The 13,160-nt window shown below is 69.6% G+C and carries 13 protein-coding genes; 6 read left to right on the plus strand and 7 right to left on the minus strand.

Features of this window, described 5'->3' with window-relative positions:
• Positions 1–91: 91 nt before the first annotated feature.
• A complete protein-coding gene (locus ACUDCK_RS04905; RefSeq protein ID WP_144655805.1) occupies positions 92–1,396 on the minus strand; it encodes a fimbrial protein in 1,305 nt (434 codons plus the stop codon).
• A gap of 222 nt (positions 1,397–1,618) precedes the next feature.
• Between ACUDCK_RS04905 and ACUDCK_RS04910 the strand changes: the two genes are divergently transcribed.
• The 5 genes from ACUDCK_RS04910 (at position 1,619) to ACUDCK_RS04930 (ending at position 7,078) form a co-directional block, all read left to right on the plus strand.
• A complete protein-coding gene (locus ACUDCK_RS04910) occupies positions 1,619–2,320 on the plus strand; it encodes a response regulator (RefSeq protein ID WP_006388986.1) in 702 nt (233 codons plus the stop codon).
• On the plus strand, positions 2,320–3,873 hold the full coding sequence (locus ACUDCK_RS04915) for a sensor histidine kinase (protein ID WP_054501780.1): 1,554 nt from the start codon (positions 2,320–2,322) through the stop codon (positions 3,871–3,873). Before ACUDCK_RS04910 ends, ACUDCK_RS04915 begins: the two co-directional genes overlap by 1 nt.
• A 97-nt stretch (positions 3,874–3,970) precedes the next feature.
• The gene (ruvB, locus tag ACUDCK_RS04920; RefSeq protein ID WP_175142076.1) at positions 3,971–5,044 is read left to right on the plus strand and encodes a Holliday junction branch migration DNA helicase RuvB; all 1,074 of its coding nucleotides are present in this window, start codon (positions 3,971–3,973) and stop codon (positions 5,042–5,044) included.
• 35 nt (positions 5,045–5,079) lie between these two features.
• A complete protein-coding gene (locus ACUDCK_RS04925) occupies positions 5,080–6,045 on the plus strand; it encodes a threo-3-hydroxy-L-aspartate ammonia-lyase (protein ID WP_054501778.1) in 966 nt (321 codons plus the stop codon).
• Between the two features lie 112 nt (positions 6,046–6,157).
• Positions 6,158–7,078 carry a complex I NDUFA9 subunit family protein gene (locus ACUDCK_RS04930; protein ID WP_054501777.1) on the plus strand — a complete coding sequence of 307 codons (921 nt, stop codon included), beginning with the start codon at positions 6,158–6,160 and terminating at the stop codon, positions 7,076–7,078.
• Positions 7,079–7,142: 64 nt separating this feature from the next.
• Here ACUDCK_RS04930 and ruvA read toward each other — a convergent pair whose 3' ends face one another.
• From ruvA to ACUDCK_RS04960, 6 genes are all read right to left on the minus strand, one after another.
• A complete protein-coding gene (gene ruvA / locus ACUDCK_RS04935) occupies positions 7,143–7,715 on the minus strand; it encodes a Holliday junction branch migration protein RuvA (RefSeq protein ID WP_006393160.1) in 573 nt (190 codons plus the stop codon).
• A 92-nt stretch (positions 7,716–7,807) separates the two neighbouring features.
• A complete protein-coding gene (gene ruvC, locus ACUDCK_RS04940) occupies positions 7,808–8,356 on the minus strand; it encodes a crossover junction endodeoxyribonuclease RuvC (protein ID WP_049071645.1) in 549 nt (182 codons plus the stop codon).
• Positions 8,356–9,945 carry a bifunctional phosphoribosylaminoimidazolecarboxamide formyltransferase/IMP cyclohydrolase gene (gene purH / locus ACUDCK_RS04945; protein WP_049071647.1) on the minus strand — a complete coding sequence of 530 codons (1,590 nt, stop codon included), beginning with the start codon at positions 9,943–9,945 and terminating at the stop codon, positions 8,356–8,358. Before purH ends, ruvC begins: the two co-directional genes overlap by 1 nt.
• 103 nt (positions 9,946–10,048) lie before the next feature.
• Positions 10,049–10,288: a helix-turn-helix domain-containing protein gene (locus ACUDCK_RS04950; protein WP_006217670.1), complete on the minus strand. Its 240-nt coding sequence runs from the start codon at positions 10,286–10,288 to the stop codon at positions 10,049–10,051.
• Positions 10,289–10,324: 36 nt separating this feature from the next.
• Positions 10,325–11,350, minus strand: a complete 1,026-nt coding sequence (gene dusB, locus ACUDCK_RS04955; RefSeq protein ID WP_054501776.1) for a tRNA dihydrouridine synthase DusB — start codon at positions 11,348–11,350, stop codon at positions 10,325–10,327.
• A gap of 82 nt (positions 11,351–11,432) precedes the next feature.
• Entirely contained in the window at positions 11,433–12,602 is a 1,170-nt protein-coding gene (locus ACUDCK_RS04960) for a UbiH/UbiF/VisC/COQ6 family ubiquinone biosynthesis hydroxylase (protein WP_175167771.1), read from the minus strand.
• Between the two features lie 79 nt (positions 12,603–12,681).
• Here ACUDCK_RS04960 and ACUDCK_RS04965 point away from each other — a divergent pair, with 79 nt between their 5' ends.
• Positions 12,682–13,146 (plus strand): TM2 domain-containing protein, encoded by a 465-nt coding sequence (locus tag ACUDCK_RS04965; RefSeq protein WP_054501774.1) that lies wholly within the window; start codon positions 12,682–12,684, stop codon positions 13,144–13,146.
• Positions 13,147–13,160 lie beyond the last annotated feature (14 nt).

A 13,160-nucleotide genomic window follows, 5' to 3' on the forward strand; every position in this document is an offset into this window, starting at 1 on the left:
GGTAGGCCGTGAGCATCATGGCGGGGATTTTAAGCCGCAAATCCGGCGACCCGGGCGCGCGGGGGCATTTTCGTCCACCGGCCCGGCCGCGTCACCAGCTCAGCCAGGTGCCGCGCATGAAGGTGTCCACCGGCATGCTGAGGTTGGCGCGCCACTCGTAATTGCCCGAAATGATGTCGCGGTCGGCGCCCACCGCCAGCTTGACCTTGGGCGCCACGAACATGCTGTGGCTCAGGCCGACCCGCTGCTCGGCCAGCGCCGAACCTTCGTGCAGGCCCGAATAGGTGCCGCTGAGCGTGCCCCAGCCGGTGATCGGCACCCCGGCGGTCAGGGTGTTGCGGGTCTGCGGGGCCGCGGCCACGCCGCCGGAATAGGTCGACAGGTCGCCGAAGCCGGCGCCGATCTGCTCGTTGGTGTAGCCCAGGTTGACCGCGTCGGCCACGTCCACGCTGTAGCCGAAGCGGTAGCGCCAGGCGCTGGCGGCATCGAACGAACTCTGGGTGGCGCCGGCCTGGAAGGTGCCGTAGTCGCCGGCGGCGTAGGTGGTGCCCATGCCGCGGGTGGTCAGCGACGGCGCGCTCTGCATCTGGCCTTCAAGCGTCAGCACCGGCGTCAGCCCGTAGCGCACGGTGCTGTTGCCGACCGAGGCGCCATAGTCGACCGCCCCGGAAGTGGCCGACGGATCCATGCGGTTGAGCCGGCCGAGTGAGGACGAATAACCGAAGCTGCCCTCGGCCAGCGGCGCCGTGGTGCTTGGCAGGTTGGAGATCTGCAGGCCGCCGACCGGCGCGCTGCTGCCCCAGGCGGGCGCATTGGCGTTGATGTTGCCCACCGAAAATGACGGACCGGTGGTGTTGCGGTAGACCCAGTTGCGGTCGCCGCCGTAGCGCAGGCCGTCCTGGCCGCTGACCGAGGCGAACCAGGGGCGGCTCGGCCGCGATACGCCGGAGATCACGACCACGGGCACCCGAGGTATGTCCCCGCTTTCCAGGTCGAAGGAGTAATCCGGCGCATCGGCGGGCGCCGCGGCCGTCTGGGTCGCTTCGCACCCGAGCGGGCCAGCCGCAGCATCCCCCGACAGGCTGGGTCCCGTCCCCGGAATTGTTTCGTCCTCGCCGCCGCCCGCCACGCTGGTGTCCATGGCCGGCTCGGCGCCCTGGAGGTCGCAGGGTGTCGGGTCCAGCGGCACCGCCCGCGACGCCATCGAGGGCGCGGGCCGCACCGGCACCGGCTGCACCGGCGACAGGGCGCCGATGCCGCGCGCCACATAGGCCGGGGCCGGCGGGGGAGACGAGGGGGCGGCGGGCGCGCCGGACGCGGGGATCAACGGGCTGGCCAGGCCAGCCGTCAACGCCGTGTGCAGCAGCCGCCTGCGCCAGGATGCAGGGGCGACCATAACCAACAGTGTAGAAAGGGGACGTTGCCCCAGCTGTAAACGATTTTTAGTAAACCGGACCAGCGTATGCGGGGCAATGTCCAGTATTTTAGGGCCAGTCCCGGCTGGCGGCGATGTCGGCGGCAACGGGTCGGCATCGCCGGCAAACATCGTGCAACAGGTATATTTCAGATGATTTCCCGGCTCTTGCCGCCAGAGGCGGTCGGCTCCACTATGGCATCCATGGACAATCACCACACCAAGCTGCTGGTCGTCGACGACGATCCGGCCCTGCGGCAACTGCTGGCCGACTACCTGAACCGCCACGGCTACGACACGCTGCTCGCGCCGGACGCCAGCGACCTGCCGTCGCGCATCACCCGCTACGCCCCGGACCTCCTGGTGCTGGACCGCATGCTGCCCGGCGGCGACGGCGCCGACGCCTGTCGTCGCCTGCGCGAACAGGGCGAAGACATCCCCGTCATCCTGCTGACCGCCCGCGACGAGGCCGTCGATCGCATCATCGGCCTGGAGGCCGGCGCCGACGACTACGTCGGCAAGCCTTTCGATCCGCGCGAACTGCTGGCCCGCATCGAGGCAGTGCTGCGGCGCAAGCGCGGCCCTTCCGCGTTGACCAAGGACGCCCCGGTTGCGTTTGGTCCCTTCCTCTTCGACCCTTCCACCCGCCAGTTGTCGCGCGACGGCACCGTGGTCAAGCTCACCGGCGGCGAAATCAACCTGCTCGAAGCCCTGGTGCGCAACGCCGGCAAGCCGCTGTCGCGCGAACGCCTGCTGGCGCTGGCGCGCGACGACGACGCCGGCGAGCGCAACGATCGCGCCATCGACATCGCCATCCTGCGCCTGCGCCGCGTCATCGAGGACGATCCCAAGCAACCCCGCTGGATCCAGACCGTCTGGGGCATCGGCTACCGGTTCTCGCCCTGATGCGCTTCTCCGCCGGCTTTCTGGTGCCCCGTTCGCTGCGGGCGCGGCTGATCCTGCTGATTCTCGGATCGGTGTTGCTGACACAGGCGGCGACGCTGGTGACGGTCTCGTACTTCCGCCACAAGTTCATGGAAGACGTGGCCATCGGCTACATCACCACCACCATCCGCACCTTGCGCGCCGCCGTGTCGCAAGTGCCCGCCGAAGATCGCGCCGACTTCGTGCGCGCCGCCTCGCAGAACCAGTGGCGCCTGTGGTCGCGGGTGCTGCCCGCCGAGGCCAAGCTGCAACGCTTCAATGGCCGCCGGCCGCCGCCGCGCAATGCGCAGCATCCGCCGCCTCCGCCGCCGCCACCACCGAGCGCCCAGATCCAGGGGCCGCCGTTGCCGCCCGAGATGCGCGGCGACGAGCGTGAAGTCGAACGCGAAGAACGCCACGCCGAACGCGAGCGTGAACGCGAAGAGCACATCCGCCGCTACAAGCCCGAACCCGACGACATCCGCCGCGACCTGCGCGGGCTGGTGCAGCAGCTCAACGAGCGCCTGAACGATGGCACCCGGGTGGCGCTGTCGCGCGGCCCCACGCCGGAGATCTTCATCTCGCTGGCGCCCAACCCGGCCAGCGAGGATGCGCCGCGCCTGCGGGAGTGGCTGGTGATCCCGCTGGACCGTCTGGACCCGCCCGTGGCCACGCCTTTCATCGCCGCCTGGCTGGGCGGCCTGGGCCTGTTGCTGTTGCTGGCGGTGGGGTTTTCCTGGCACATCACCCGCCCCATCACCCGTCTGGCCGACGCCGCCGACCGCCTGGCCGCGGGCCAGCCGCAGCGGGTGGAGCCTTCCGGTCCGCACGAGACCCGGGTGCTGGGCGAACGCTTCAACGCCATGCTGGACGCGCTGTCCGAATCCGATTCCGTGCGCCGCACGCTGCTGTCGGGCCTGCCGCACGACCTCAAGGGACCGCTGTCGCGCATGTGGCTGCGCATCGAGCTGGCCGACGATTCGGCCCTCAAGGAAGGCCTGCGCACCGACCTGCAGGACATGCAGCATATGGTCGACCAGTTCATCGGCTTCGTGCGCGGCACCGATCCGGCTGCCTACCGCTATGCGTCAATGGCGCTGCCCGACTGGCTGACCGAGCGCGTCAATGCCTGGCGCGGCGCCGGCACCGACGTTACGCTCAAGACCGCGGGCGGCGATGACGCGCTGGTCGTGCACGGGGACGCAGTGGCGCTGGGGCGCCTGCTCGACAACCTGATCGGCAATGCCCTGAACCATGGCGCGCCGCCCGTCGACATCGGCCTGCGGCGCGAGGACCGCTACGCGGTGCTGGATGTCTCCGACCATGGCCCTGGCATCGTGCCGGAGCGGCGCCTGGAGGCGCTGCGACCCTTCAGCCGGTTGGACGACGCCCGTACCCGCACCGGCAGCGTCGGCCTGGGGCTGGCGCTGGCCGAGGCCATCGCGCGCGCGCACGGCGGTTCGCTGGAACTATTGCAGGCCGAGTCGGGCGGGCTGTGCGTGCGGGTCAAGCTGCCGGTCGTGGACGGCGCCTGATTCCGCCCCGGGGGCGTTTTGGGCGCGGACCCCGCCCCGGGCCCAGCGGTTACGGTACGATGCAGCATCCCGCTCAGTATCCAGTCGTTCCCGCACCATGGCCATCCAGTCCGATTCGCTTTCCTCCCGCCCCGACGCGCCTCGCATCGTCGCGCCCCAACCGGCGTCGCCCAACGAGGAGTCGATCGAACGCGCCCTGCGGCCCAAGGCGCTGGAAGAATACGTCGGCCAGCGGCGCGCGCGCGAACAGCTCGAGATCTTCATCGCCGCCGCCCGCAAGCGCGGCGAGGCGCTGGACCACGTGCTGCTGTTCGGCCCGCCGGGCCTGGGCAAGACCACGCTGGCTCACATCATCGCGCATGAAATGGGCGTGCAACTGCGCCAGACCTCCGGCCCCGTGCTCGAGCGCCCGGGCGACCTGGCCGCGCTGCTGACCAACCTGGAAAAGAACGACGTCCTGTTCATCGACGAGATCCACCGGCTGTCGCCCGTGGTCGAGGAAATCCTCTACCCCGCGCTGGAGGATTTCCAGATCGACATCCTGATCGGCGAGGGCCCGGCCGCGCGCAGCGTCAAGCTCGACCTGCAGCCATTCACGCTGGTCGGCGCCACCACCCGCGCCGGCATGCTGACCAATCCGCTGCGCGACCGCTTCGGCATCGTTTCGCGGCTGGAGTTCTACAACGCCGACGACCTCGGCCGCATCGTCACCCGCAGCGCCGGCCTGCTCAATGCCGGCATCACGCCTGACGGCGCCGCCGAAGTGGCGCGCCGCGCCCGTGGCACGCCGCGTATCGCCAACCGCCTGCTGCGGCGGGTGCGCGACTACGCCGAGGTCAAGGCCGGCGGCACCATCGACGCCGACGTCGCCGGCCGCGCCCTGGCCATGCTGGAAGTCGATCCGCAGGGCCTGGACCTGATGGACCGCAAGCTGCTCGAAGCCATCATCCACAAGTTCGATGGCGGCCCGGTGGGCGTGGACAGCCTGGCCGCGGCCATCGGCGAAGAACGCGACACCATCGAGGACGTGATCGAGCCCTATCTGATCCAGCACGGCTACCTGCAACGCACGCCGCGCGGCCGCACCGCCACCCTGACCACCTGGCGCCACCTGGGCCTGACGCCTCCCGCCGGCGCGGCCAGCAGCAGCGGCGACCTGTTCGGCAAATAAAATCCGACTTTCTTCGCGTACAAAGGACTGTTTACATGCTGCCCGAACTGCCCTCATTCGACGACGTCGCGCGCGCCAGCGAGCGCCTGGCCGGCAATGCGCACCGCACGCCGGTGCTGACCTCGACCACGGCCGACGCCATCGCCGGCGCCTCGCTGTTCTTCAAGTGCGAGAACTACCAGCGCATGGGCGCGTTCAAGTTCCGCGGCGGCTTCAACGCCATCGCCCGCCTGACGCCCGAGCAGCGCGCCGCCGGCGTGGTCACGTTCTCGTCGGGCAACCACGCCCAGGCGATCGCCCTTGCCTCCAGGCTGCAGGGCGTCAAGGCCACCATCATCATGCCGCTGGACGCCCCGGCGGCCAAGCGCGCCGCCACCGAAGGCTACGGCGGCCAGATCGTCACCTACGACCGCTACACCGAGGACCGCGAAGAGATCGCGCGCCGCATCCAGGCCGAGACCGGCGCCACGCTGATCCCGCCATACGACCACGAGGACGTGATCGCGGGGCAGGGCACCGCGGCCAAGGAACTGTTCGAGGACGTGGGCGAGCTGGACTACCTGTTCGTGTGCCTGGGCGGCGGCGGCCTGCTGTCGGGGTCGGCGCTGTCGGCATTCGCGCTCAGCCCGCGCTGCCTGGTCTACGGGGTCGAGCCGGAAGCCGGCAACGACGGCCAGCAGTCGCTGCGCAAGGGCGAGATCGTCCGTATCCAGGCGCCCAAGACGCTGGCCGACGGCGCCGCCACCACCCATCTCGGCAACCTGACCTTCCCCCTCATCCAGAAGTACGTGCGCGACATCGTCACGGTGACGGATGACCAACTGGTTTCGACCATGAAGTTCTTCGCCGAACGCATGAAGATGGTGGTGGAACCCACCGGCTGCCTGGCGGCCGCGGCCGTGCTCCAGGGCGTGGTGCCGGTGCGGGGCGCGCGCGTTGGCGTCATCATCAGCGGCGGCAACGTCGATCTTCCGGCCTACGGCAAGTTGCTGGCGGGCTGACCCGGAGGCGAGGCGCCGGCGGGATATCGTCCGGCGCTTTGGCCGCCTGCTTGCGGAGGCGGCGCACGCAGGGCAGAATCGGGCCTGAATCCTGAAGAACAGGGGCTGCTCCATGCGTATCCTTGTCATCGGCGGCACTGGCTTCATCGGCCGTCATCTCATCGCCCGGCTGGCGGGCGGGCAGCACCAGATCCTGGTGCCCACCCGCCGTTATGGCCAGGGGCGAGAACTCCAGATGTTGCCCACCGTCACCCTGCTCGCCAGCGACGTGCATGACGACGACGCGCTCGACCGCCTGGTGAGCGGTTGTGACGCGGTCGTCAACCTGGTGGGCATCCTGCATGGCAATTCGGGCCGGCCCTATGGCTCCGATTTCGCGCGGGCCCATGTGCACCTGCCGCAGCGCATCGCGCGCGCCTGCCGCCGCCAGGGGGCGCACCGCCTGCTGCACGTCAGCGCGCTGGGCGCCGACTCCAACGGCGCCAGCATGTACCAGCGTTCAAAGGGCGACGGCGAGGCCGCCATCAAGCAGGAGCTGGCCGACTGGCGCGAGGGCGGCTGGACGATCTTCCGCCCGTCGGTGGTGTTCGGGGCCGACGACAGCTTCACCAACATGTTCGCGCGCCTGGCGCGTTGGCTGCCCGTGCTGCCCCTGGCCGGCGCACACGTGCGCATGCAGCCGGTGTTCGTGGGCGACGTGGTGACGGCGATGCTGGCGACGCTGGGCAACACCCACACCTGGGGCAAGACCTATGAACTGGGCGGCCCGCAGGTCTACACGCTGGGCGAGATCGCGCGTCTGTGCGCCGGTTGGGGCGGCAACCCGCGCCCGGTGGTCAGCTTGCCGATGGGGCTTGGGCGGATGCAGGCCATGCTGTTCGAGTGCCTGCCGGGCCAGCCCCTGATGTCGCGCGACAACCTGGATTCCCTGCGCCACGACAATATCTGCGGCGCGCCGATGGCGCCCGAATTGAACGTGGTGCCGACGGGACTGGAAGCGGTGGCGCCCGGCTACCTGGCGCAGGCGCGTTAGCCGGCGCCGCGTCACGCGGGCTTCGCCCGGGCGCTTGTGGCCCGGAACCGAGCCGCGGGCCTGTTCAGCGCACCAGCGCCTTCAAGGCCTGCTTGATGCCGTCCGACACGCCCACGCCTTCGGGCAGCGTCTTCAGGGCCGACAACGATTCCTTCTCGGAGTACCCCAGCGCCAGCAAGGCGTTCAGGATGTCGGACTGGTTATCCTGCACCGGATGCGCGGTGGCGCCGATGTCCGCGCCCAGCTTGCCGCGCATTTCCAGCAGCAGGCGTTCGGCGGTCTTCTTGCCGATGCCGGGCACGCGGGTCAGGCGGCCCGATTCCTGCAACGTGATGGCCTGGGCCAGGTCGGCCACCGACAGGCCGGACAGCACCGACAGCGCGGTGCGCGCGCCGATGCCGCTGACCTTGATCAGTTCACGGAAGGCGCTGCGTTCGCCCGCGGTGGCGAAGCCGTAGAGGATGTGGGCGTCTTCGCGCACCGTCAGGTGCGTGTACAGCGTGACGCGCGCGCCGGTTTCCGGCAGCGAGTACAGCGTGCTCATGGGCACGTCGATGTCGTAGCCCAGACCGTTCACGTCCACGCAGACGGTGGGCGGCAGTTTCTCGATCAGGGTTCCGGTGATGCGTCCGATCATGGTGGCAATGGCCTGGCAAAAGAGGGGGGCCGCGTCAGTCGCGGCGGATGCGGGGATTCTATACGGGTCCGCGCGAAGCGGGGGCGCGGGGCTCAGCCGAGCAGGCGGCCGTTGCGCAGGCGGGTCTTGCCGCTCAGGCTCAGGCGCGTGCCCAATTCCGTCAGCCGGTCCTGCAAGGGGCCGACGTGGGCGTGGCAGATGGCGCAGGCCAGCGCGTCGGCCGAGTCGGGGGCGGGGGTGCCGTCCAGCGCCAGCAGGTGCTGCACCATCATCTGCACCTGTTCCTTGGCCGCGCGGCCGGTGCCGACCACGGCCTTCTTGATCTGCAGCGCGGTGTACTCGTGCACCGCCAGCGAACTGTCGGCCAGCGCGCACAGCGCCGCGCCGCGGGCCTGGCCCAGCAGCAGGGTCGAGGCGGGATTGGTGTTCAGGAAGACGATTTCCAGCGCGGCCACGTCGGGCTGCGTGTCGCGCGCCACCTGGCGCAGGTTGTCCAGGATGACCTTGAGGCGTTCGGACAGCGTCAGCGCCGGCGGCACCACGATGGTGCCGCTGGCGACATAACGCAGGCGCGGGCCGTCGGCATCGATCACACCGAAGCCGGTGCGGCGCAGGCCGGGATCGATGCCGAGGACGCGCATCAGTGGCGGAAGTGGCGGGTGCCGGTCAGCACCATGGCGATGCCATGCTCGTCGGCCGCGGCGATGACTTCGTCGTCGCGCACGCTGCCTCCGGGCTGGATCACGCAGGTCGCGCCCGCGGCCACCACCACGTCCAGGCCGTCGCGGAACGGGAAGAAGGCGTCCGACGCCACCGCCGAGCCCTTCAGCGTCAGGCCGGCGTTCTCGGCCTTGATCGAGGCGATGCGGGCCGAGTCGATGCGGCTCATCTGGCCGGCGCCGACGCCCAGCGTCATGCCGCCGCCGACGAACACGATGGCGTTGGACTTGACGTACTTGGCGACCTTCCAGGCGAACGCCAGATCGTTCATTTCCTGCTCGGTGGGCTGGCGCTTGGTCACGACCTTCAGCGCGTCGCGCGGCACGTTGTAGGCGTCCGGACTTTGCACCAGCCAGCCGCCGCCGACGCGCTTGACGTCGAAGGCGTTCTGGCCCGTGCCCATCGGCACTTCCAGTACGCGCACGTTCTTCTTGGCGGCCAGGATGGCCAGCGCGGCGCCGTCATAGGCCGGGGCCAGCAGCACCTCCAGGAACTGGGCGCTGACGGCTTCGGCGGTGGCGGCGTCGACCGGGCGGTTGAAGGCGATGATGCCGCCGAAGGCCGAGGTCGGGTCGGTCTTGAAGGCCTGCTGGTACGCGCCCAGCGTGTCGGCCGCGACCGCCACGCCGCAGGGGTTGGCGTGCTTGACGATGACGCAGGCGGGCGCCTCGAAGCTGCGCGCGCATTCCCAGGCGGCATCGGCGTCGGCGATGTTGTTGTACGACAGTTCCTTGCCCTGCAGTTGGCGGTAGTTGCCCAGCAGGCCGGCCGGACGCTGCGCGTCGACGTAGAACGCGGCGGTCTGGTGCGGGTTCTCGCCGTAGCGCAGGGCCTGTTCCTGTTTGACCTGCAGGGTCAGGGTGCCGGGCCATTCCTGGCGCGCCGGCACGGCGTCCTGCGCCGGTTCGGCGTCGGTCAGGCTGGTCAGGTAGGCGGCGATGGCGCCGTCGTAGGCCGCGGTGTGGGCGTAGACCTTGGCGGCCAGCGCCAGGCGCAGGCCGTACGAGGTGCCGCCGCCCTGGTCCATTTCGGACAGCACGCGCGAGTAGTCGACCGGGTCGATCACCACCGTCACGCCGCCGGCCTCGGTGCCGTGGTTCTTGGCGGCGGCGCGCAGCATGGCCGGGCCGCCGATGTCGATGTTCTCGACCGCGTCGGCGAAGGTGCAGTCGGGCTTGGCCACCGTTTCGCGGAACGGATACAGGTTGACCACCAGCATGTCGATGCGATCGATGCCGGCCGCCTTGATGGTGTCCATGTGCTCGGCGCTGTCGCGGCGGGCCAGCAGGCCGCCGTGGATCTTCGGGTGCAGCGTCTTGACGCGGCCATCCAGGATCTCGGGCGAGCCGGTGTGGGCGGCCACTTCGGTGACGGTCAGGCCGGACTCGGCCAGCAGCTTGGCGGTGCCGCCGGTCGACAGCAGGCGTACGCCGCGCGCGGCCAGGGCGCGGGCAAATTCAACGATGCCGGTCTTGTCGGACACCGAAAGCAGGGCGGTTTCGATTTTCATGGTGAGGGACGGGAGTGGGGCGCGGGCGCCTGTCTCGCTTCAGGTCGGGATGGGAAATCTGTCATGCGGGGCGCGCCAGCCGGCCCGCCCGCGCGGCGATGCGCTATACCTGGATGTTATGGGCCAGCAGTTTCTTGCGCAGGGTGTTGCGCGTGATGCCCAGCATTTCGGATGCCCGCGACTGGTTGCCGCCGGACCGTTCCAACGCCACTTCGAGGACCGGGCGCTCCACGCAGCGCATCACCATGTCCCACATGTCGTGGGGCTCGGATTCGCCCAAGTCTTCGAAATAGCGCTCCAGGCTGGCGCGCACGCATTCTTCCAGGACATCTTTCTTGCTCATCGGAGTACAGATATTTTTATGTTGGTGGTGAGGCGGTTATGCCGCCAGCAGGGCTTTCGCGACAGGCGCCGGGTTGGGGTTGCCGTCACGGGAAAGATTGAGGAACCATTCCGACACCGCCCGCCACTGGTCGCGGGTGTTGTCGATGAGGTTCATGCGGTCGCGGAACGAGTCCGCGCCCGGCAGGCCGTCCAGATACCACCCTATGTGCTTGCGCGCCGTGCGTACGCCGGTGTGTTCGCCATAGAAGCGGTAGTGGTCGTCGAGATGTTCGAGCAGCAGTTCGCGCATTTCCCCATAGCTGGGTGGGGCCAGTGTTTCGCCCGTGCGCAGGTAATGGTCGACCTCGCGGAAGATCCAGGGACGCCCTTGGGCCGCCCGGCCGATCATGACCGCGTCGGCGCCAGTGTAATCCAGGACGCGCCTGGCCTTTTCGGGCGAGTCGATGTCGCCATTGGCGATCAGCGGGATTTTCAGCTCGGCGCGGACGGCGCGGATAGTGTCATATTCCGCCTCGCCCGTATAGAGGTCGGCGCGGGTGCGTCCATGCAGTGTCAGGGCGGCGATGCCGGCGTCCTGGGCCAGTCTGGCCACGCGCAGGGCGTTGCGGCTGTCGCGGTCCCAGCCGGTGCGGGTCTTGAGGGTGACCGGCACCCCCAGCGGCGCGCAGGCCTCGACCACGGCGTCCAGGATGCGGGCGATCAGGTCTTCGTGGCGTAGCAGGGCCGAGCCCGAGGCCACGTTGCAGACCTTTTTCACCGGGCAACCCATGTTGATGTCGATGATGCGCGCGCCCTTGTTGGCGTTGAATACGGCGGCCTCGGCCATCATGGCGGGGTCGGCGCCGGCGATCTGCACCGAAATGGGGGCGATCTCGCCGTCGTGGTTCAGGCGCCGCGAGGTCTTGACGCTGTCCCACAGCTTGGGGTTGCTGGCGGCCATCTCCGAGACGGCGTAGCCGGCCCCCAATTTCTTGCAGAGCTGTCGGAAAGGACGATCCGTCACGCCCGCCATGGGCGCGACCAGAACGTTGTTGGGGAGAGTCCACGGGCCGATGCGCATGGTCACATTTTAACCGGCTCGATCGAACCCTCTTTTTTCGTCCGCAACAGCTTGGTAACAGGCCGACGAAAAAAGGGGAGGATCAGGCCCGGAAACCCTGCAGCAGATGGCGCGCCAACGGCGCCCGCAGCGGCGCGGCCAGATCCAGGCCCAGCAAGGCCAGGCCACAGGCGTGTTCTACCGGCGCCAGGCCGGTGGCGAAGATGCGCGGCATCAGGTCGGTGACGCCGGCGGTGATTAGCCGGTCGACCTGGCGCGCGCGGGCGAAGTCTTGCAACGCCTGGGTGGGACTGGCGTTCGGCTGGGCCAGCCAGCCGCCCAGGGACTGGGCCAGCCGGGCGGCGTCGCGCAGTCCCAGGTTGAGTCCCTGGCCGGCCACCGGGTGCAGCGTCTGCGCCGCATTGCCGATCACGGCCACGCGGCCCTGCACCAGGCCGCGGCGCGCGCTCAGCGCCAGCGGGAAGACATGACGCGGCGCCTGGCACGTCAGGCGGCCCAGGCGGTCGCCAAAGGCCGCCGTCAGCGCGTGCGAGAAGGCGGTGTTGTTCAGCGCCGCCAGTTCGGCCGCGCGCCCGGGCGCGCTGCACCAGACCACCGAATAGGCGTCCGCCGTCTGCGGATGCGGCAGCAGTGCCAGCGGCCCTTCGGCGGTGAAGCGTTCCCAGGCCCAGCCACGGCGCGGCAGGCTGGCGTGGGTGGTGGTCAGCAGGGCGTGCTGACCGTAGTCGCGGCGCACGTCGCTGCCTCCGGCCCCGTCGGATTGCACGGCGATGCGGCAGGCCAGGGCGGTGTCGCCCTGGCTGATGCGCACGCCGTCGGCGTCCTGGCCGTCGACCACGGCTGGCGGACCGGACAGCAGCGTGACGCCGCTGGCGGCCACGCATTCCTCCAGTCTGGCGTGCAGCGCCGAGTAGGCGACCACGCAGCCGAGCTGTGGCACGTTGAAATCGGTGTTGCGGATCACGCTGCGGCCAAGCCGGCCGCGCTGGGAAACGTGGATATTGAGGATGTCCGCCGCCTTGGCGGGCCAGGCGTGCAGCGATTCGAGCAGCACCCGGCTGCCATGGTTCATCGCCAGCACGCGCGGATCGGCCGCGGGAATGGCGGCGGCTGGCGTCGCGGCGGCCGGGCTGGCGCCTTGCAGCAGGGCGATGCGGGAGGGGTTCGGCGCCACGCGCGCCAGCATCAACGCCAGGACACGCCCCACGGGGCCGGCGCCGAGAATCGCAATGTCGAAGGCGGAGATAGTCATGTCGCGATTTTACCTGTCCACTACAATCCGAGTCTGCCGGCGCGGCTTGGCGCCCGGGACCCTTCACCGGTTGATTGATATGACGCAGCTCGAGGCTTCTTCTTCGCTGTCCGCCGCAATCCCGCGCCGCCCTCGCGGCAAGGTCGCTGTCGGCCTGCTGGCCTGTCTGTTCGGCTGGCTCGGCGCTCATTGGTGGTACCTGGGCCGGCGTTACGCCTGGCTGGTGACGACGCTGTCCCTGCTCAGCCTGTTCTGCGCGTTCCGCTACTACCCGGTCTGGTACGACAACCCGGCCTTTTTCCTGGTGTTCATTCCCATGATCGACGGCTTCATCGAGAGCGCGGTGTTCTCGCTGATGCCCGACGAGAAGTTCGACCGCCGCTACAACCCCGGATTGCCGCCGTCCCCCAGGACCGGCTGGGGGCCGGTGCTGGTGGCCATCCTGGCCTGCCTGGTGGGCGCCACCGTGTCGATGTTCGCGATCGCGATGGTGGTGGTCTACGTCTGGGTGGCGATGGGCTGGCTGGACGGCCTGACGCTGTAGGTCCGGGGCCGCCC

The organism is Achromobacter sp. CF-sbj1-Ac2-l (genome assembly GCF_052698165.1).